Here is a 22,344-nt window from a genome sequence, read left to right on the forward strand (position 1 = left end):
TTAGGTTTATTTTGAAAGATCTATCGCTTGTTATTGCATTAAATCGTCCAGATTTTGAATATCCGCTTTTCGCGATTCCGGAATTACCGTCAACTGTTTCACCCGGCCATTTTCATAGTTGAGTTCAACGGTGGTTTGCTTCGGCAAATGCAGTTTGAAATGCACGTCGCGATCGCGAGGCCAGGCAGGCAACAAATAAATTTGATCGCCAACGGTTTGAACCAGCATTTCCTGCAAAGCAATCATCCCCGAACCACCCCAATTGTGATCAGGTGTCCAGTCGAAGCCCGGCCCCCAGAATGCAGGGAAGCGCCGACCGGAATCTTTCAGTTTCAGAGTGACCAACGAATCTGCCTCATTGGTCAATCCCAACCGGGCAGCAAAAATCGCATCCTGTTTCCAGCCTTTGTGACTGCGGAATTTCAAGGCATCCGGATCATATTTCCAGGTGTTCAGCGCAACGTCCAAATCGGGCAGGCCAACCCCATACATTCCCCAAGGATAAACCGGGTACAACTGCGGAACTTCATAGTTGTTTATCCGCTCCCACAGCTTTGCCGGAGCAATTGTTTTGTGCCCCTCAATTTGGCGAAAGCTAATCGGCGGAATGCGTTTTGACATTTCCGCGAAAAAATCGTGGTCTATTGCTGAAGCATATTCCACGGGCAAAGCCAGCAGTTCATCCAAAACTGTTTTTAGGGCAGCAATTGTAGAAGTGGCATCGTAGGCCATTTTGTAGGTTTCGCAAGCCGAACCCGGATACAAAACCAGCTGCCCGTCGGCGTTCAACTCTTTCGATCCACGCTCGCGCGCCAGGTAGCGGTAATGCTCATCGAAAAACTTGAGCGAGCTCTCAATCAAAGGCAGATACTTTGAGATATCGGCTCCCGAGTACTGCTGATCCTGCAGGATCATGTGGCAAAACTCCAGAACAGTATCCCACTGGTATTCCAGCCAGGCATTGTATTGTCGGCCCGGATCGTAATCTTCCGGCCGCTTCCAACCGTATTCGCTCGGATTGGGCAAACCAAAGTTTTCCAACTGCTCGGTAAAACAAGCACCGTCGTGTCCCCAATAGGTTTGAGATCGAAGCGTCGCATTTTTCAACGTATTCAAATAGAAATCGAATTGAGACGGCAACATATCGAAGTCGCCGTTTTTCAGCATGGGGAAATACACCAATCGCTGGTTTTGAGCGGTAAATGTTCCGCCTCCCCAGTTCCTGAAATCAGCGGTGAATGCCCGCGTTGAATCCGTAAAAACAGGATCAACCGTAAACAGGCCGCCGTTAAACTTGGTCGGGTACTTGCCGTACGCGTTGCAGGCCAGCATGTAACGAAACAACTGGTAATTCCGTCCTACCTGCCAGCTTACCGACTGTTCGTTTTGGTTATTGGGTTGAATGAAAACGAAACTTCTGTTCCAGAAATCAGCCCACCACTTTTGTGTTTGCTGAAAAGCTTTGGAGCCCTGCTTCAGGCTTTGCGAACGCAGAGCTGAAAGTTCGTCCTTCCAGACTTCCCGACTTTCAGTTTGAGCGGTATGCAGGTAGATTTTCAGTTCTTGTTTCTTTGAAGGTGTCTTACTTTTCAGTTTAAAACCTTTGAACTCAGTATCGACATATTTTCCGGATGTCTCTCCGGAGGGAACCATATTTGTTCCCTGCATCAAACCACCGAAAGTGAGATTTTCGAGCGGGTTGAAAAGTTGATCTTTCACCGCATCCATCTGCTGTTGGTGAACAGTGACGTCGAACACCGTTTCACCGGAGTTTCGGTGGCAGAACAACACACCGCCATCCGAAAACTCAACCTGATCAGCTTTGGTCGTCAAGCCTTCCGGGGCAGCCCATTTGTACGAATTGGCGAAGCTTTCCAGTTTCCGCAACGGACGATCTTCGGTTCTCCAACTCTCGTAAGTCGCTTCTGTTGAAACAGGTTGATTGGCTTCCACTTCAACATGAATCACCGGACGAAAAACATCCACCCAAAGTTTCGCGGTTGCTTTTACCCCTTTGTTTTCACCGTCGATGGTCACAAAACCTTCTTTCAGATGCAATTCCTGCTTGAAATTTTCACCGTCGAACGGATTTGGGGAAAGCTTCACCCGAACACGTCCCAGCTTCAGCATGCAATTATTCTCGTCGAAGGTGCCGCTTTGCGAGACATAGAAAAGCAGGTCGCCTTTTTCAACCCACACATTCAGACCAACATCGCCACCACCGCAAGGCATCGACTCGGATGAGTTTGCACTTTGACTGGCCCAAACCAGGTTGTAGCCGTCAAGCCCGACTGGTTGTGCCGAGAGTTTCACGACTAGCACCAAAAGTATCGCGATCGTTATCTGAATGTGTTTTTTCATTTTTGGTCTTTTGAAGAACGCGAGCGAGTGGCAACAGAATTACACACCCGCCTCACATTCTTTCTTCTAAAACTGTAATCCTCAAATATTCAAATTACCAATCATCACTTCTGAATGATGATACCGGTAAGCCGTTTGTTCCGTAAAGGGTTCCCACGGTGAAGTCATCGAAAGCATAGCGCACAGCTACCGGCTTTTCAACTCTTGGAGAAGACAACACTACTGATTTGCTTCGCAAAAAGACTTCTGCCGGGTAAAAAACTTTGTCGTCGCCTGCTATCTGGAAACCTGTCAGCTCTTTTCCGTAAGTCGTCAAACCGTTGGAGGCGTCGTTGAACGAGACGATCAATTGGCTGCCTTTTATCTCGAAGGTGTTGTAAGAAGGACTTTTATAGGCGAAATCTCTGAATCCGTAGGTCTTTGCCAAGGCCCACAAAGCCAGCCGTTCTCCACCCTCCTGCTTGTGCATGGGATGAATACTGGTTTTCTCGCCAACATCCATCAGCACGGCCATTCCACTGTTCGGGATTTTTGCCTCCGCTTTACGCTGTGCATCGCGCAAATACGCCGAATTGTATTTTTCATGATATTCTTTCGGTGTGAAAACGGAGTAATCGAAAGGCGCAATCTGACAATAATAGAACGGGAAATCGCCGATTCCCCACAGCGAACGCCACTCGGCCACCATGGTCGGGAAGAGTTCTTCGTAACGATCGGGCTCAATGTAGTTGGTTTCGCCCTGGTACCAGATACAACCGGCAATTCCGTAACCAATCACCGGATACAACATCCCGTTGAACAGGACAGTCGGTGTACGGTTCGGCACAGGAATACTGTCTCCCGGTGCAGGCACTTGCTTATCTTCGAATGAAACCGAAGTCTTCGGGCTCATCCAGGCTTGAATACAGGAACCGCCGTAGCTCACCTCGATCAAACCAACCGGAACGCCCAGCATTTCCTGCAACATGCGGCCAAAATAGTAGCCCGTTGCACTGAAATTGCGAACGGCAGCCGGGTCAGCTTCTTTCCACTTGGCATCAAAATTATCCTGAGCCACAGTTTGCGAACTACGAGGAACCGTAATCAAGCGAATTTGGTCATTTGTCGATTTCAGGATATCCATGTTTGAGCCAACCACGGGCTGTCCCGGAAAACCTTTCATCGGCATTTCCATGTTCGACTGGCCGGTGCACAACCAAACTTCACCAATCAAAATATTTTGCAGTACCATCTCGGTCCCGTCACTGATTTTAATTTCGAAAGGACCACCAGCTTCCGGTGTTTCAAGCTGCAACTTCCACTTTCCATCCTTATCCGCCTTGGTCGTGTAGGTTTTGTTGTTCCAGGAAGGAGTCACTTCCACTGTTGCTTTGGCATCAGCCCAGCCCCACATAGCAACTTCACTTTTTTGCTGCAAAATGGCATTATTGGCAAACAAAGCGGGCATTTTCACTTCGGCACGTAGCTGAAATACGCCTGCCAAAAGCAAGATCATCAATACATTTCGTTTCATCAAAAACTTCATCTCGTTTATCTTTCGTTTGTTAATTTTTCAGTTCAATATTCTATCTATTGAGGGCCTTTCCATTTAGGGCTTGACTTAAAGTCAAACCCTAAATAGCAGCTAACTTTTGCTCATTTCACTTTTGCCTTTGCAAGGTTACAGGCCCCAGTAAACCGGCAGGAAGCAACGGTTGCCCTTCCAATCGGTAGGGAGCAGTCGTCCAGGTGATGCGCTGATCTTCCGGCAAACGATGGTCACCAATTAACCGGTTGTTCCAGGTGTTTGCAACTTTAATGGTCAATCTGTTTTCACCTTTTTTCAGACTCGTTGCCGCCAAATGGTAAGGAGCAGTCCAAAGCACAACCGGTTCGCTACCGTTCAAGCTAACTTCGGCCACATCACAAACTTTCCCGAGGTCTAACCACAGGCCGGTGGTATCACCATCCCAATTGAAGGTTGATTTATACACCGCTTCACCCGAGTAGTATTTAATGGCATCATCGGCATTTTTCGACCAATCAGTCAGGCTTTGGAATGTTTGAGCTTTCTCCGATCCTCCAAAATCCGAATCGAAGCTTACTTCCCAAGTCGTGTTAATTGTGTCAACAGACGATGGATTCGCCGATTTCAGTTTTTCACCGGCTGCTCCACCTTTATCTCCAAAGAGTACAAATACCGATTCGTAGGAATGAAAGGAGTATTTTATCATCACCCGCCCGCTTTCGTCCGTTTGATAGGTACATTCAGCGTATTTTCCTGTAGCCGGATTAAAAAGAAACGGAGCCTTGCTATTCGCCCGAAAGGACATGGTTGCAGTTAGGCTTTCAGCGGTTTGATTGGCAATAAAGTAGATATCTCCCTCGTCTGAATTCCGATGATTCCAGGCTAATTTACCCGTTGCATCCGACGTAAAATCAGGATCAACGCCGAGAAGTTCGAGGGTTGAATTTTCAAAAGAACCAAAGATTAATCGTCCTTTTCCTTTTTGAATATATTTCAGCTTTTCACCATTTAGTTCCATGCTTTTCTCTGTACCGGAAAACATTTCATCGAGAATGGCTTTCAAGCGATCACTATCTTCATTCAGGCTGATTGTTTTTGTTGGCGTTTGTTGCATTAAAATAGTCGCGCCGTCATTTAATAACTCGAGTAACTTCCTGGCAACTTCAATACTCATGCGTTCCCCTCCCTGGGGAGCCATCTTGCGATTTCCCGGAATCACCAAAATTGAATACTTCATTCCTGAAGCAAACACAACTTTCCCGTTTTCAACAGTAGCCAGATTCAGTAAAGCATCTTTGTTGAACGAATCGTAGGCGTAGCCCCGCAACGGATCAATCCAATTCTCTGGACGGGCCATATTGGCCTGTGTGCTGACAGTCCGGGGCATTTCGTATTTCGGAAAGCCTTCGTTTTTCAAACGTTCTTTTTCCGACGCAACACGTTGCTTGCCAAACAAGCCAGGCAGAGTATTGACCAGCCGATCCGGCAGTAGGGCACGTCTGGGGATCTCTTCACCTGTAAACACAGCAATATCCACAACCGGCTGCCCTTTTTGCAACAGGCGCTGACTGTTTTCCAAGTAAGTCCAAAATCCATGGCTCATCTCCCACCATGTTTGCCCGCGTTGCAGGAAGGTTCCGACCTTGTCCAATGTCATGCCTGGCTTCCGATCCAGCCACGGGCTGTGGACAAAAACATGGTTGACAATTTTGTTGATCCCCAATGCCAGATTTCTGTCGGCATAGGGTTTAAGCATCGCCGGCGTTTCATTCCAATCCAAACGGATCTCAGTAAAACTTTCTGACTGAATAACCGGTTTGCCATAAATGTGTGCTGCAGAAATTGCATCCAGCACATCATTGGGTTTATCGTGCGACGGGCTCTGGAACCAAAATTCCCCCGCCGGATAATCGACATATTTTTGATGTAACATCCCGTCGACAACTCCTGTTGGAGCGTTACTCTCCTCTACAAATTTCACCCCAAGTTGATGTGCTTCAGCCGCCATTGTACACGAAAATTTGTCCGCAAATAATTCGGTTACCGTTTCCCGAACATCGCGCAAAACGCTTTCCGAAACATCAGCACTTTCCAACGGAACACCAGCCATAACAGGCAAATAAGGCATTAAACTGTACCCCATGCGTTTTTCAAATTCCTCAGGGAATTTGGCGGTCCAGTTCTGACTACCACACTCCCAACTATCGCAAAGCATCCGGGTAAGTGTGCCGTGAGCATCCTCACCAACCTGATTATATATTTCACCGAACCACTTATCAAACTGTAGTTTGACGGCATCTTCGCTGAACTTGTCGCATTCCAAACCACGGGCACCACCGCCAATATAATTTTCGGCTCCGGTTGATGTGTGTCCCATGCGGATGATCTTCCATTTTCCTTCGGGAGCGTTCCAGTTTAAAACACCATCCGCAGACACATATTCAGTCACATTGATCAGCGTATTCAGCGAAACAAATTGTCCATCCTCTGCATATGTTTTTGTTTCGTCGGCAATACGCCAGATCGACGCATTTTTCCCTTCAAACTGGTTGATACGAGCCGACGATAGCAAACGCAAACCCTTCAACTGTAATTTGGGACTCCATTTGGCATCATCCAAATCTTCCGCACCAGGTTCCGAACCATCCTTTTCAAAAACAAAGCGGAAATATTTCGCCGTTACCGGAGTGATTGCCTGGGTATTGGGCTGGTATAAATCCTGCCAGCCACTGCGCGGAGGAACCAAGCGTGTGTGCTCCCGGAAAGTTTCACCATCATTACTTACCTGCACAATCAACCGGTTCGATTGGTAATTGGCCCATCCGGTTGAAATCTGAATCGTCCGGCAAGTAAAAGGTTTATTGAATGCGTATTCAATCCAACCTTCCTTTTTAGATGTGAAAGTTTTATCGTTATTCTTTGTTGCCAAATACTGCAAATCGCCTTCCTGCATATTCGAACTAACCGTAGGCTGGATCACCCACGAATCCTGTTCGTAATCGGCAACCGGATAGGCATAAGTGGCAATGTCTTCGTAATAGCCTTTATAATCCTCTGGCTTCGGCAGCGAGAAATGGAGTTGCGCCCCACCTTCGACAATCGTATCAGCCCAAACTACCTTTTGCATCGATAGGTCCGGAGTAATCCAGGGGCCACCGGCAGTTGTGAATCCATCGCAAGTATTGAAACCCAATGATATCCCCAAACGTTTGGCTTCTTTCACCGTGTATTTCACAACGTCGAACCACTCAGGGCTGTAGGTTACCAATTGATTTTCGTACAAACCGGCCGTATCGCGAATCGCAAAAATATAAGCCCCACCAATCCCCTGTTTTTTCATCGCTTCAAGATCGGCGGTAATCCCCTCTTTACTCACAGCTCCGTGCACCCAGTGCCAAAAGGTCCAAACAGTAGCATCATCAGCCGTTGGCGCTTCAACTTTTGCCTTTGGAGTTTTTTCCTGGACACAAGAAATTCCAAGCACCAACAGGGCAATCGCTAAAAGGATTTGTATCGGTTTGATTCGTTTCATTCGTCAGTTTGGCTTTGAACTAAAACTTGTATTGAAAGATTTGCTTGTTGGTCTCATTCTTTCCGGCAGCAAAAGGTACCAGGTAAAAATGGTAGTGGTAAGTACCCGAAGGAATCTGGTATTGCGGCTCCGGCGCAGCAACAATCGACCAGCTATCGTTACCACCAACTCCCATTTGCTTCAAATCGATATTCAGTGTCAGGTAGCCCGTTTCTTTCAACTCATTCGTATGTTTGGCAGCGTTGATATTCGCTTCGGTCCACGGCCAGGCACTCATGCTCAACAGACTGTCGGCCACGACCAGCAAGCCCTCCGTCTTTTGCTCGTTCGACAAATACATCCAACGAACATCCGTGCGATTACCTGTTTCCTGAGGCATTACATAAGGTTCTATAAATCGATCAATGGGAAGCGAATAAGTTGAAACCTCGAAGCCAAAGCTGCGATCGCAATAGTTTTCAAGAGGTCCCTTTCCGTACCAGCTGATCTGACGATAAGCATCTGCAATACCGCACTGCATACCAACTTTCGGAATATGGGGTAACTCCGGTGAAGCTCTTAGTTCATAGTCAACTTTCAATGCACCATCGCCGCGCAAGCTGTAAACGACCGTGCAAGAAGCGCTATCCGGAACAATCTCGTAATTACTGCGAACTTCGATCGTTCCATCTGCTTTGGTAGCTGTTTCCACCGATTGCAATTTCGGCACGGCATCGTACCATACTTTTAATTTCTTCTGCGGCTTCCATCCTCGCTCGTCATTGTCGGTGAGCGGACGGGTAAAATGCGGCAACAGCGGCGCAAACAACTGCTCCTCGCCTTTCCATTTGTAAGAACTCAGCGCTCCGTTTGTTTTGTCAAATTTCAGATTGAAGTTTTTTCCAGTCAGCACAAAAACCTCTGCTGTTTCCTGCACTTCAATCGCAGGCTGCGATTTTTCGGAAGAAGTTTCCGAACTCAGCCCTGTCAAGGCAAATTGATCAAAAGCCACTTCAAATCCGGCATCTGCCCAGCTTGTCTTATCTGTCAATCGGAAGGAAAGAGTCGCCAAATACTCAGCTCCAGCCTTCATTTTCGGTCGTTCATTTTTAAAACTGATTACTGTATCCTTTCCGGCAGCCAAAGAAATCGGGGCCAACTGAAGCGTTTTGATCACTTTACCATCTTCCTGAAATTTCAGGGTTGGCACATAAACGGAAAGGTTTTGAACAGCATGACGGTTGGTGATTTTCACTTCAAATTCATCAGCATCCACCAGCTCACAACTGGCCGGTTGAAAAACCCATTTGCACTCGTACATGGCAGCCTTTGGCCGTCCGTCGGAAGCCACAATTCCATTTATGCAGAAATTATTGTCGTTTAACAAGGTGTCGCCGAAATCGCCACCATAGCCGTAAAACTCGGTTCCGTTTTCATCCTTTTTCAGTAATCCCTGATCTTTATAATCCCAAATACAGCCACCAATCATGCGAGGCGTTGAACGGATTTGATCCCACCATTCTTTGATGTTTCCGGTAGAATTTCCCATAGAGTGCGAATACTCACACCAGAAGATTGGCCGGTTATCTCCGTTATCCTGATTAACCAAAAGCGGCCCGGTGTAAAGAGCGGGATACATACGGCTGACAATGTCAATATACGATTCGTCGAGCGGAGTTTGAATCCGGTGCGAATGATCCTTCGGGTAATTCGGAGAGCCCGGCGGAATGTAGCCTTTCACCTTTTGGTCGCCCATCGCAGGCTCGTAGTGCACCGGCCGGGTAATGTTGTAATCATGGCAATAAGCCGCCATAATTGCTGTTGCCGGACCACGGCCAGCTTCATTCCCCAAACTCCAAATAACCACCGAGGGATGATTTTTATCGCGTTCAACCATGCGAACCACCCGCTGCAAATGGGCATCCAACCACTTTGGCTGATTGGCTAGCTTTCCTCCCAAACCATGCGTCTCAAAGTTGGCTTCATCGATAACCAGAATTCCATATTGATCGCATAAATCGTAGAAATACGGATCGTTCGGGTAGTGCGAAGTGCGAATGCAGTTGAAGTTGAACTGTTTGATTTGCCGCACATCTTTTAAAATATCCTCGCGGGAAAGTGCCTTACCTTTCACCGGATCGTGATCGTGACGATTGACGCCGTAAATATAGGTCTCCTTACCATTGATCAACAGCTTTGAAGTAACCGGATCAAACTCGATTTTTCGGAATCCGACTTTGCAGCTTTTGGCTTCCGTTACAGCGCCCGTTTTATCCTTCATCGTCAAAACCAGCGTGTATAAATTCGGTTCTTCGTCGCTCCATTTTAGCGGATTCTCCAATTTAGTTTCCAGCAAGCCAAATTTCACATTGTCAAGGCGTGGCCAGGTTTCGTTTAAAATATCCAAAGCACTTTTACGCAGAGGCTCCTTCAATGCTGGCTTTCCGGAAGCATCGTACAACATCGCTTCAAGTTCATAACCTTTTACGCTGTCGCCTGTCAGGTTTTCAATACGCGGGCGAAGGCTGAAGGTCGCGTCCCGATAATCATCGTCCAATTTGGTTTGATAGAAGAAATCGGCAATGCGTATTTTCGGTTCTGCCATCAGGTATACTTCGCGGTGAATGCCGCTCATGTGCCAATGATCCTGGTCTTCCAGGTAAGCCCCGTCGCTCCATCGAATCACCTGAACAGAAACAATATTTTCGCCATCTTTTAAATAAGGAGTCACGTTAAATTCGGAAGGCAGGCAGCTGTCTTCGCCATACCCCAGGAATTTACCGTTCACCCAAACTTTGAACCCGGAACTCACCCCGCCAAAATGCAAGGTGATGTTCATATTTTTCCAATTGGCAGGGATCGTAAATGAACGCTGATACGAACCAACCGGGTTGTAATCCTGCGGCACGTAAGGCGGATTAATCGGGCGAAACGGGTACACAGCACTTTTATAAATCGGCTTGTCGTAGCCTTTCATTTCCCAATTCGACGGCACTTCAATTTTATCCCAGCCACTCACTTTCGACGTGTAAAAGTCTTTGGGAGCATCGGCAGGTTTCATGGCAAAATAGAAATCCCAGTCCCCATTCAAGCTTTCATAACGGCCACTGGTTTCACGATCACCTTTCAGTGCCTCTTCGGTTGTTGCAAACGAATACGCAGTCACGCGCGAGGCATCGCGGTTGATGCCGCTCACTTCCGGGTTTTCCCAGGGCTCAGCCATCTCCGTTGTCTTCAGCGGCGGAATGCCGGCCAAAACACCGGTTTCTCCCTGCGCGATTCCACCGTTTGCAAACAAGAGGCCGGTTACAAAACAGGCAAATGATACTATATTGTTTTTGAAATTCATGCTGATTTAATTAGAAGTAAGCGTCAATGAATTCGATTCTAAACCGTCACTACTGGCCGTGATTTTAATATTTCCGGCATGTTCAGTGCTTTGCACAATTACCAAACACATGCCATTAAATGCTTTCCGGTAGCTGGCTTTAAATGGGTCAGTGCTGGCCTGGTAACCATTGTCAACCCCGGCAACAAAACCTTCTCCGTCAACATTGAAATTGATCAGGTTGGCTGCATCGGGCACCATATTTCCGTCCTTGTCCGTCACTTTCACCGTGATGAAAGAAAGATCACTTCCATCTGCCTTTATGTTGTTGCGATCTGCGATCAATTCGATTTTTGCGGCCTGACCTGCCGTGTGGATTTCCTGTTCAGCCACTTTTTCACCGTTTTTATAACTCACTGCCCGAACACTTCCGGCATGAAACGGCACCCGCCACATCACATGAAACTGATCTTTTTCTTTCGACTTCCGGCCCTGCGAAACGCCATTCACAAACAGTTCCACTTCATCGGCGTTGTTGTAATAAGCCCACAAATCGACGGTTTGTCCTTCGGTCCAATTCCAGTGAGGGAACAGGTGCAACACCGTTTTATCAGTCCATTCACTTTGATACATGTAATACACATCTTTGGGAAAACCGCACAGGTCGATGATTCCCAAATAGCTGCTGCGCGCTGGGTACGGGTACGGCAAAGGCTCGCCGATATAGTCGAAGCCCGACCAAATGAACATGCCGGGGATGAAGTCATTATTCTTCACCACCGCCCAGGTATCTTCGTGCGTGGCTCCCCAATAGGCGATACAGTTGTCGAAGGAAGAAGCCGTCAGATCCGGATTTCCATCAAACGGAGCATTGTAAGCCGGCGGCCAAATGCGCACGCTGTCCGAAGGAAAATCGTAATGCCCGCGGGATGACAAAGCCGACATATTTTCAGACGCCAGCATGCACTCGCCCGGGTAACGATCCGGAAATTTCAAATACTCCTCGTGTTTATAGTTGAAACTCAGTAAATCCAGTGCTCCGGATTTGTAGAGATTATTTTTTTCCGGATCAGTTTCCGTTAAAGCCGCTGTTATTGGTCGAGTCGTGTCCAACGACTTGACGATATCAGCTAACTCGCGGGTAATTCGAATCCCGGTTGTATCGAATTGTTCTGGAATTTCGTTTCCAATGCTCCAAACAAAAATTGAAGGATGATTACGGTCCCGCAAAATCATATCTTCCAAATCGCGCTTGTGCCATTCATCCCAATACAGGTGATAGCCTTTCTTGGCTTTCGTTTTCTTCCATTCGTCGAAAGACTCGTTGATCACCAGGAAGCCCATTTTGTCGCACAAATGCAGCAGTTCGGGAGCCGGAGGATTGTGTGCCATGCGAATGCCGTTTACGCCCATTTCCTTCAGAATTTCTAATTGGCGCTCCATCGCACGCGTATTTACAGCTGCCCCCAAAGCTCCCAGGTCGTGGTGCTGATTGACACCATGTAACTTGTAAGGTTTGCCATTCAGGAAAAAGCCTTTGTCCGGCGTGAATTCGAACCAACGCAAACCAAGTGGCGTGTTGTATTCATCCACAAGCTTTCCCTCTTTGAAAACTTCCGATTTTACCTGGTATAAGTTTGGATTCTCGGGCGACCACAGTGCCGGATTATTCAACTCAAAATTTTGGGTCAAAGATGAAATTCCATTCGTCGCCGTCAATGTCGATTCAGCTTTGGCAAGAACTGTTCCCTGGCTATCCAAAACCGACGATTTCACAAGCACTTCCTGCTCCTGTGTATCTGTATTTTCGAGTTGAATATCCAGATGAACCTTCGCCAGCGTTTCAGAAACTTCGGGAGTGGTTACAAAAGTTCCCCAATGTGCCACATGAACCGGGTTCTTTTCAACCAGCCAAACATGGCGGTAAATGCCGGATCCGGTGTACCATCGTGAAGCAGGCTGAGCCGAATTATCAACCCGAACAGCCAGGATATTTTCGCTTTCACCGTAATTCAAATAGGGCGTCAAGTCGTAACGAAATGAAATATAGCCATAAGGACGCTTGCCTAAAAAATGACCGTTAATCCAGACTTCGCTGTTGCAAAAAACACCATCAAAATCAATGTAGAAGTTTTTATTGCTTGTCGGTTTTTCCAAACGAAAACTCTTGCGGTACCAGCCAATTCCGGTTGGAAGTGCCCCGCCTTCGGTGGTTGATGGCGCATCAGCGCTAAACTCGCCTTCGATACTCCAATCGTGGGGCACATTTAGCTTTCGCCAGCTTCCATCTTCATAACCCGCCTGAAACGCGAGCGAGTCGTCGCCCAGCATAAATTTCCAGTCTTTGTCGAAGTTTTGTCGATCTGCTAATTGTTTAGGTTGACAACTGAAAATGAGTCCTGTTAGTGACAAGAGCATCAACAGACGTATGTTTCGTTTGGTCGATTTATTCATCTTTTTATTTTTAAACACAGAGATCGCTGAGAAAATGCAGAGTTTCACAGAGTCTCTTTTTCTGATTTCTATTGTCTGACTTCCCGCCCCTACTTCACTGTTGATTCTTCCGTTGAATTAAAAGTCATCGGGCTTTTGCCCAAGTCTTTTGAAGTGGCCAAAGCGATTCCGCGATTACCCAGTTTGTCTACTGCATTGTAGTAGTGATAAACCACACCATCAACCTTGATGACGTAGGCTTTGTGAGCAAATAAATCGTCGTAGTTTTCTGAAGGCTCAATCAGGTGCTGGCCATTCCATTCCGTCCAATGCACCAAATCGTATGAAGCAGCAAAGCTGTTGTAAACAACCGTTTGCCCATCGGGCCAGTAGGCACGGAAAAAGAACATCACATACACATCGCCGATTTTCTGAATGACAGCATCGCCGGTAATACCTTTGTGGTGATTCAAAACAGGCTCGTCGCCAAAGCGCTTCCAATTGACCATGTCGTCGGAAACAGCCATGCTGATGCGTTCAGCACCGCGATCCGGATTGATGCTGTCGCCGCGCGCATTGTAGTACATCACAAACGGATGCCCGGTCAGACGTTCTTCATCTTTGATGATAAAATTCTTATAAATTGTACTGTTATCGTACCAACGGGCATCTGCATCTTTCGAAGTCATCACCGGCACTGCCAAACGCTCCCACTGGTGCAAAGTCGCCGGATCTCCTGAGGTATAAGCCATCCCAACCGACAGCAAACCTTTTTCATATCCGGTTGAGTTACCACCAAAGTAGCTCATCCAATATTTCCCGTCGTAGGTGTCGATACCATAATCGCTTCCCCAATCGTAATGAATCAGCGACGGATAACCGGCCTTTTGATTGACATCCCAGTCGGTGGTATCCGAGAACTGCATAATCGCACCTTGCTCCTTCCAGTGGATCAGGTCGTCGCTCAACGCCAGGTGTGTCTCGTAACCACGACCGTCAAAAATAATGTAGGTCATCACCCATTGGTCGTCGTGACGGAAGATCGTCGGGCAATCCATTTTGTACGAATTGCTATCGGGCACCATAACCAGCCCATATTTATAGGGCGTTTTCACCTCGTTATAAATTTCGTCCATCTTCAGCTGAGAGACGGTTGTAGGTAATTCTATCTTTTTAGGTGAGCAAGCAACCATTGAAAGCGCTGCCAGTACTAATGCAAAAAATGTTCTTTTCATGTTTATTCCAAAGCGGTCGTTGACCGGTTTATTGTTTCATTTTGATTTCAAATTCGTAGCTACCCGATTGAATTTCAAAGGCTGACTTACCATTTACTTTCTCCAGCGGCTTAACCAGTTCTGTAGACTTTTCCGCCGATTGTAAAGCCCAGGCCCGCACATCTCCCTCCAGTGGTAGGATTACCTTGGCTGTCGTATTCACCGGAACCTCCACATGCAGCGTAAATGAGTCTTCCTTCTTCGTCCAATTACTGACGATTGTTCCGTATGGAGAATTGAAAGACACATTCGCAAAAGTCAGATCGTCAACGATCTCCGGTTGAATGACGATCGATTTATATGCTACCGAATTGTCTGCTTGCCGGATACCTCCCAAGCCTTGGTAAAACCATTCCATCAGGTGACCCAGCATGAGATGATTTAACGATTTTGAAGGCAAAGCCTGCCACGACTCAGCCAGCGAATTGGCTCCCATTTTCAGCTGATAGCCATAGCCGGGAACATCGTCGCGGTTATTCATTTCGTAAAGCAATTCCGATTTCCCGAAGCGGGTCAGCGCATCCACCAGGTAGTGAAATCCAACATCGCCCGCCGTAATTGCTTTACCATCCGATTCAATTTGTTCGATCAAATTATCCAGAACTATAGGCTCATTTGCCTTGTCAACCAAACCGAGGCTCAGCGGCATTGCCAAAGACGTTTGACTACCTGTTGCATAACTGGCCGAATCTGCTCTGGAAAATTCAAGATTGAACGCCGTTTTAATCTTTTGAGCCAACTCTTCGAAATGGTCAGCCTGATCTTTTTTATCCAGTTTAGCCGCAACTTTAGCCATCAATTGTGCATCGTAGAAATAGGTGGCTGTTGCCACCAGCGGAACCGGTGTCAATTGCGCAAATCCCGGCTCATTCGGCCCAACATCGTACCAATCGCCCAAACCGTGCGAAAGAATATTGTCAGTTGCCTTACTTTCCAGATAACTCATGTAACGCAGCATCATTGGCCAGGCCTGCGTCATCACCTCGGCATCGCCATACCATTTGTAAATCAGCCAGGGTAGGATAATGGACGCGCTGCCCCACTCGGGCGAATCGCGAAAAGCGGCATCGTAATACTCAAAATTGATGTATTCGGGCACAATGCTCGGCACCAAACCTTCATCGGTCTGGGCGTCTTCCATGTCCGCAATCAGCTTTTGGTAAAGCTTATAAATGTCGAAATTGAAGTGTACGCTCGTTCCCATCAACTGGGTTTGCTCAATCCAGCCCAGCTTTTCACGGGTTGGGCAATCGGTCATCACCGACTGCAGATTGCTTTTGATGCCCCAGTTGATCAGCTCAAAAATTTGATTGAAAAGCTCATTGCAACAAGCGAATGTTCCAACCTGAGTAGTCGAGTTTCGGGTATGCAGGGATTGTATTTTCTCCACAGTCGGAAATTGTGAATCAACAGAATCAGGGCATGCTCCTTCAACCTGCACGTACCGAAAACCAACATACGAGAACCGAGGTTTCCAGCCTACTGAGCCTTCTCCTTTCAACGTATATTTAAAGTAATAAGGAGAACCACTGCCTCGCTGACTAACGGAACCATCATCTTTCAAACACTCGCCCGGAGAAAATTTAACGGTTTGGCCTTTTTCTCCTTTTAGTGTTACATCGATAATTCCTGAGGCATTTTGTCCAAAATCGTAAACCCAAACTGAATCATTTATTTGATTGATCGCAACCGGCTCGAAAGTCGACATAACTTTCACCGGATGATTCGGATCCGCTTTTAATTGCCCTGTCGGAGCCTGCACCAATTTCACGGTCTGCCAGGCCTGATCGTCAAAACCAGCTTTGTTCCAGCCCGGTTGTTCCAAGTTCGCATCATAATCCTCCCCGCCATAAATTCCACTGTAGGTTATTGGCGACGGAGACGTTTTCCAGCTGGAATCGGAGACAATTGTTTCCGTGCGACCGTCTGTATATTTTAGTTGCAATTTGCAGATCAATTTTGGAAAACCGTAGGCAATAATCAGTTTCCGGTAGCGCTCGCGGTTGTTGTAATGAAAGGTATTACCAACGATTGCGCCCAGCGTATTATCTCCTTTCTCGAGCAATTCCGTTACATCGTAACTGTTGTACAAAGCTGTTTTATCGTAGTGCGTCCAACCGGGAGCCAGGAAAGCATCACCTACTTTTTGTCCGTTAAGCGATGCTTCATATTGCCCCAAACCACTGATAAAAAGTGTCGCTGAAGCCAGATCACCAGTCACTTCAAACTGCTTACGAAACATGGGAATGACAGCGCGTTCCTCCACCTTGTCTTTCGACGCGTCGCCATAGCCACTAATTCCTTCGACCAGTCTTTTTTCGGCAGGCAGATCTTCGTAACCAATCCACTTTGCACCGTTCCAATCGGCTTCATCCGGCAAGCCAAATTGGAAGGAGTTAACTTCACTCCAACCGGATTCCTTCCCCTTTTCATCCCAAACTTTCACTTTCCAGAAATATTTGGTTCCGGCTTTTAATGACTGACCGGCAAAGGCTGTTAATTGCGATTGTTTTGATTCTACTTTACCCGAATTCCAAACAGGATTTTTTTCGACATCTTTTGAATCCAGCCCAACGACAATTTCATAGGCAGACTGACTATTCCCATCAAGATCAGATTGCATCTTCCAGCTAAAACGAGGATGTTGAGTCTCGATTAATGCCAACGAGGTTGAAAATCCCTCAACCGAGCACTCCGAAATCCGAATATTCATCTTCGGAGCGGAGCAGGCAAAAAGGAGGTTCAGGCTTAAAAAAAGTACAGTCAGTCGTTTCATTCGATTTAGTTTTCCGTTCTGCGAACGATTTTTTAGGTCCGATTCCAGTTCGTTACGCTAATGAAACGTCATTTTTCGCTGCTCCTTCCTGTAAATCTGAAAATTGAACAGCTCTTAACCGAAAGGATAATCTTCTAATTTCTAGAAAATTAATGATAACGTTTACATTTTGTATTTCACTGAATTTGTGAACTTTAATATTAGGTAATTATTTTTTAATTTGAAAACGTTACGAATAATTTTCGACATAAAATTTCGTCATATTTCAGTTTCACTAGTGTGTTAGAAACCAACTACCAATAAACACGAACAGAGACTCGGAAGAATCTCTGTTCGCTTTCATGTTTTTCAGATTTAATAGCCTGGGTTTTGATCCAGATTGGGGTTAGAATTCAGCTGAGGCTGAGGAATTGGATAAATACTGCGTGTTTCAGGCGAGTCACTATCCTTGAAAGTCCAGCGCCCCTGAGTGAAATCGCTAAAACGGACTTGGTCATTTCTTCGCCAGCCTTCGCCAGCAAATTCCCAACCGCGCTCTGCCAACATAGCATCCATGGTTAACGTAGAAGTTGTATACAATTTTCCCGATGGATCTTCGAAAGCTCTCGTTCTCACTTCATTTACCAAATCAACAGCCACATCAGTTGCTGCGCCACCGTTTTTACGCATCACAGCTTCCGCTTTCATCAATAATACATCGGCATAACGAATCACCGCATAATCGCAAGAGACAGTCCAGTTCTTAGCACCAGTGTAATCATACTTAGCTAAACGAGCCCCTTCGTCTTCGTATGATCCTTCAAGAGAAGTCAGGTCTATAGAATATGAAAGAGGCTTACCAGCTAACTCCTGATTACAATAAAGTTGTTCGCCACTGGATGATAATTGAGGGCCAACTAACCAACAATTCCTTCGAATATCATTTTCATCGTAGGAGCGGTAGAACGAGGGCATCGCACAGAAACCATTCCATCCTCCGGCCTCCATGTTAAAGGTTTTGTTGGCTGTAAAATGTAAAGTCCAATATTGAAACTGGTTCATATATCCCCAGGTAGTTGTATAAGTATCGTCGAAAGGAATCACAAAAATATTTTCCGAGGAACCTTCATTCTCAATCGCGAAGTTTGAATAATAATCGCTAGCCAACGAATAACCTCCGTTAGTAATAATATCATCGCAGGCTGAAATACATTCATCCCACATTTCCTCACCAACATACACTTCTGCATTTAGATATAATTTAGCCAGAATAGCTTGTGCAGCATAGTAGTGCATGCGACCGTACGTCGTCATATCCTTGGCTTTACTCAATACATCGAGACTACTTTCCAATTCAGAACGTATAAATTCAAAAACTTCCGCACGCGTGTTGTTCTCCGGAGCATAACCATCCGGAACGTCGAAATCTTCTACGATCGGAATATTTCCAAATGCGTCCATTCCACTGAAATAAGCGAAGGCCCTAACGGCTTTCAGTTCATTCATAATGCTGATCAAGGCATCGCTTTTATCTTCAATAAGATCGAACTGGTATAAAATTCGGTTACAGTTTGAAATGGTGTTGTAAACATACTTCCATGCATCGTTGAAATATCCTTCTTCCGAAGTCCAGGTATGCAAAGCCAAACGGCGATAAATTCCACCGTTATCCCAGTGGATTCCCCGGGTCGGTAATACCGCCTCGTCGGTAGACAGTTCGTTAATGCCCCACATGCCGGACACCTGAACCAAGCCTCTTAATTCGTTATATGCAGGCCCTGCTGCAGCCAGCACCTGTTTTTCAGTCTGATAAAAATCGTCACTCACGATGGTATCGTACACTTCCTCATCCAGGTTTGTACACGACCACATGCTGAACAATGTAAATAGTATTATTAGTTTTTTCATGATTGATCAGGTTTAAAATTTAATATTAATGCCTAGTGTGTACGTACGTGTACTAGGATAATCTCCGCGATCGTCAGAACCTGGCGTCAGACCGCCAATTGCACCTTCCGGATCAATTCCTTTGTACCCTGTAATTACAAGCAGGTTGGTACCTGTAAAAAAGATTCGTCCGGACTTCAACCACTTTTTGCTTTTCAATGGCAACGTATAACCAAGAGTCAGGTTGTCTAACTTTACAAAATCGCCGTTTTCGACATAGTAACTGGAGAAGTTTTGCGTGTCCCAAATTTCTGAATCCATGGCCGATTTCATAATATTCAACGGTAACATGATCGGGTTTTCGTAGAAAATCCTTTTCATATTAATGATCTGGTGACCAAACATTCCCCGGAACATGATTGACATATCCCAGTTTTTGTACTGTAGGGTATTCGTTAAACCAGCATAGAAATCAGGGATACCATTTCCAATGTCGGTGCGGTCTTCAACGGTAATCTCGCCATCACCATTTGTATCCTGGAAGATCCACTCGCCATCTGCAGTCAGACCTTCGTACACGTAACCATGAATATTACCAATTGATCCGCCTTCATAGTAGCGGTGTGTCCAGGCTGATACTCCGGGAGAACCAATCTCGCCAACATTACGATACTCCAACTGGTAGTATTCATTTGACAATGAAAGCAATTTATTTTTTCGCCAATCGCCATTCAGTGAAATATTCCATTTGAAATCTTTCTTATTAATAGCCACCGCGTTCAAGCTAACTTCGATACCTGAATTACGCATTGAACCCACGTTAGCCATGGTTTCTTCATAAAGGTTTGGAGGAACTGGCACATCGTACAAATTCAACAAGTCTTTAGTGTCACGCACATAAAAATCGACTGTACCACTCCAAATTCCATGATTGACAGACCAGTCTACCCCCACGTTATATTCGTGTTTGGTCTCCCATTTCAGGTTTGGATTCGGATTACTCACCGGCCCATATCCAGGAATAAACTCTCCATTGTAAAAGAAAAAGCCAGATTGTCCCATTCTCGACAGCGACAAGTATGGATCGATGCCCTGATTACCTGTTACCCCGTACCCAGCACGAATTTTCAGTTGGTCGAGCGATGAGTTGCCCATAAAGCTTTCCTGAGTTAAATCCCATGCTCCAGAGACAGCAGGGAAAGTACCCCACTTATTATTATCTCCGAACTTTGAAGATCCCTCGCGACGTACACTTGCCGACAGAAAATATTTCCCTTTGTAATTATAGGAAGCCCGAGCAAAGAACCCAACCAGACGGTTCTTGGTTTTATACGAACTCATATCTGCGTTCCCGTCTGTCAACTTTGTACCTGAGCCTAGATCGTTGTACAATAGATCGTCGGAAATGAAGTTGGCATTTTCCGCTTCAAACCCTTCGTTTACAAACTCCTGGAACGAATACCCGGCTGTAGCACTCACAATGTGCTCGCCAAATTCCTTGTTGAAATCGATTGTTGTTTCGAGTGTCTTTGTTTCGCTGGCCGATGCAGTCCGGCTTGCTAATCCTGTTGTACCTGCCGTTTCCTGTGTAAAAGCGTAACTAGGCTCGTAATACCCATCCAATGAACGGTATCTTTGAACACCGCCGACAGCACCTGCTTTTAGCGACTCGGTAAGGTATAACTCTGCTCCAAGATTAGCAAACAAAGAAGAGGAAGTATTATCCCTAGTTCGTTCAAGCAACTGTCCAACCGGGTTTTCGTATTGCCAACCGTCAATCTCGAAAAAGCTTCCATCTTCGTTGTAAACAGGCTCGGTTGGGTTACGCTTGATTGCCTGGCGGAAAGCATCGTAGTTCACAGGATGATCAGTTCGATCAGACAAGCCCAGTTGAACTGTAAACTGCAGCTTATCGTTCAATGCCAATTGACGTAAATTCAGATTCGCGCGATACTCATCCAGTTCCGAAGTCAACATCACCCCTTCCTGTTGCGTGTAGTAAAGCGACATACGATAAGTCGTTTTATTCATGCCTCCGCTAAAAGACAAGTGTTGAACATGACTAAGTGGCGTTCGAACAATTTCATCAAACCAATCTGTATCATAACCATAATCAACCATACCTGCCGCAACCTCTGGATGGGTTGTTTCAAGTTTGGTTTTCATTTGGCGGTACTCATCGGCATTGAGGACTTCTACCCTCTTGAGAATAGACTGTGTAGTGTATTTCGAAGTAAACTCAACCTGCATATTGCCTTGTTTTCCGCGTTTGGTTGTAACCAAAATTACCCCATTGGTACCGCGTGTTCCGTAGATCGCCGCAGCAGAACCATCTTTCAGAATGTCCATCGACTCAATATCTTCAGGAGCAATTGAATTCAGGTCACCACCAGGAATTCCGTCTACGACAACTAATGGTTCCTGATCGGCACTGATTGACGATGAACCACGCAGACGAATTTCAAAACCTTCAGTTGGGTCTCCCCCATTCGTCCTGGTAATGCTCAAACCAGCCACTTTACCTTGTATCAGTTGCATTGGATCGCTGGCTGCAACCTCGTTAAAATCTTCAGCCTTCACCGAAGACACAGAACCGGTCAACTCACGTTTTTTGACGGTACCATACCCAATGGCTACCACCTCTTCCAATCCAATGGTTTCTTCTTCGAGTTGTACGTCGATGGTTTGGCGACCGTCGATGCTCACTTCCTGAGAACGCATCCCGACGAATGAAAATACCAAAACAGCATCTGTCGGAATATCAGTTAAACTATAGTTACCTTCGAAATCGGTGATACCACCAATCGAAGTCCCTTTTACAATTATAGTTGCACCTGGAATAGCGGTACCATCGCTTTGGGTCACCTTCCCTTTTACAGATATGGTCTGTTGCATCTGCAACATGCCAGTCTGAGCATCTTTATCATCAGATATTACAATGTATCGGCCCATAAATTCGTAATGTACCGCCGAATTTTTCAATACAAGATCAAGAACGTCAGCAATGTTCTTATTCTCGATCTTTAAATCCATCCGTTCACTCGTATTTAAATTTTTACTGTTGTACGCAATTTGGTAGTTCGTTTGCGCTTCAATGACATCAAAAATCTCTACAACCGAGGCTTGCTTCAGGTCCATTGATACAGTCGTTAGCTGCGAATAAGAATTCGATGCTAAGGCCATAAACCCGGAAAGGACTAGCATGAAGGTTAGTTTCATAACTCTCATCATTTTTTTGCATAGTGGATACCTCCACCAATGCAGGTCGATTTTACTTTTTTTCATATG

At 46.0% G+C, this 22,344-nt stretch carries 9 protein-coding genes; all 9 read right to left on the reverse strand.

Translation table 11 applies throughout. The annotated features are described in order from the left end of the window. Nucleotides 1-30: 30 nt before the first annotated feature. Nucleotides 31-2,361 (reverse strand): DUF5703 domain-containing protein, encoded by a 2,331-nt coding sequence (locus BC643_RS03160; RefSeq protein WP_120271720.1) that lies wholly within the window; start codon nt 2,359-2,361, stop codon nt 31-33. Between the two features lie 94 nt (nt 2,362-2,455). Beyond that, nucleotides 2,456-3,874: a sialate O-acetylesterase gene (locus BC643_RS03165; RefSeq protein ID WP_120274122.1), complete on the reverse strand. Its 1,419-nt coding sequence runs from the start codon at nt 3,872-3,874 to the stop codon at nt 2,456-2,458. Between the two features lie 127 nt (nt 3,875-4,001). Next, nucleotides 4,002-7,400, reverse strand: coding sequence for a glycosyl hydrolase (locus BC643_RS03170; RefSeq protein WP_120271721.1), 3,399 nt, complete (start codon nt 7,398-7,400; stop codon nt 4,002-4,004). A 19-nt stretch (nt 7,401-7,419) separates the two neighbouring features. Next, the gene (locus BC643_RS03175) at nt 7,420-10,728 is read right to left on the reverse strand and encodes a glycoside hydrolase family 2 TIM barrel-domain containing protein (RefSeq protein WP_120271722.1); all 3,309 of its coding nucleotides are present in this window, start codon (nt 10,726-10,728) and stop codon (nt 7,420-7,422) included. 6 nt (nt 10,729-10,734) lie between these two features. Next, nucleotides 10,735-13,161, reverse strand: a complete 2,427-nt coding sequence (gene galB, locus BC643_RS03180) for a beta-galactosidase GalB (protein ID WP_211337967.1) — start codon at nt 13,159-13,161, stop codon at nt 10,735-10,737. 89 nt (nt 13,162-13,250) lie between these two features. After that, nucleotides 13,251-14,375, reverse strand: a complete 1,125-nt coding sequence (locus BC643_RS03185) for a glycoside hydrolase family protein (RefSeq protein ID WP_120271723.1) — start codon at nt 14,373-14,375, stop codon at nt 13,251-13,253. Between the two features lie 28 nt (nt 14,376-14,403). Then, a complete protein-coding gene (locus BC643_RS03190) occupies nt 14,404-17,190 on the reverse strand; it encodes a family 78 glycoside hydrolase catalytic domain (protein WP_120271724.1) in 2,787 nt (928 codons plus the stop codon). 354 nt (nt 17,191-17,544) lie between these two features. Beyond that, nucleotides 17,545-19,077 (reverse strand): RagB/SusD family nutrient uptake outer membrane protein, encoded by a 1,533-nt coding sequence (locus BC643_RS03195; protein ID WP_120271725.1) that lies wholly within the window; start codon nt 19,075-19,077, stop codon nt 17,545-17,547. A gap of 12 nt (nt 19,078-19,089) precedes the next feature. Further along, nucleotides 19,090-22,341, reverse strand: coding sequence for a TonB-dependent receptor (locus BC643_RS03200; protein ID WP_120271726.1), 3,252 nt, complete (start codon nt 22,339-22,341; stop codon nt 19,090-19,092). Between the last annotated feature and the right edge of the window lie 3 nt (nt 22,342-22,344).

This window comes from Mangrovibacterium diazotrophicum (genome assembly GCF_003610535.1).
Taxonomy (GTDB): domain Bacteria; phylum Bacteroidota; class Bacteroidia; order Bacteroidales; family Prolixibacteraceae; genus Mangrovibacterium; species Mangrovibacterium diazotrophicum.

Excerpts from the sequence above, each read along its gene's own strand:
- BC643_RS03160 (WP_120271720.1), bottom strand. The coding sequence starts at position 2,361 with ATGAAAAAACACATTCAGATAACGATCGCGATACTTTTGGTGCTAGTC.
- BC643_RS03165 (WP_120274122.1), bottom strand. The coding sequence starts at position 3,874 with ATGAAACGAAATGTATTGATGATCTTGCTTTTGGCAGGCGTATTTCAG.
- BC643_RS03170 (WP_120271721.1), bottom strand. The coding sequence starts at position 7,400 with ATGAAACGAATCAAACCGATACAAATCCTTTTAGCGATTGCCCTGTTG.
- BC643_RS03175 (WP_120271722.1), bottom strand. The coding sequence starts at position 10,728 with ATGAATTTCAAAAACAATATAGTATCATTTGCCTGTTTTGTAACCGGC.
- galB (WP_211337967.1), bottom strand. The coding sequence starts at position 13,161 with ATGAATAAATCGACCAAACGAAACATACGTCTGTTGATGCTCTTGTCA.
- BC643_RS03185 (WP_120271723.1), bottom strand. The coding sequence starts at position 14,375 with ATGAAAAGAACATTTTTTGCATTAGTACTGGCAGCGCTTTCAATGGTT.
- BC643_RS03190 (WP_120271724.1), bottom strand. The coding sequence starts at position 17,190 with ATGAAACGACTGACTGTACTTTTTTTAAGCCTGAACCTCCTTTTTGCC.
- BC643_RS03195 (WP_120271725.1), bottom strand. The coding sequence starts at position 19,077 with ATGAAAAAACTAATAATACTATTTACATTGTTCAGCATGTGGTCGTGT.
- BC643_RS03200 (WP_120271726.1), bottom strand. The coding sequence starts at position 22,341 with ATGAAAAAAAGTAAAATCGACCTGCATTGGTGGAGGTATCCACTATGC.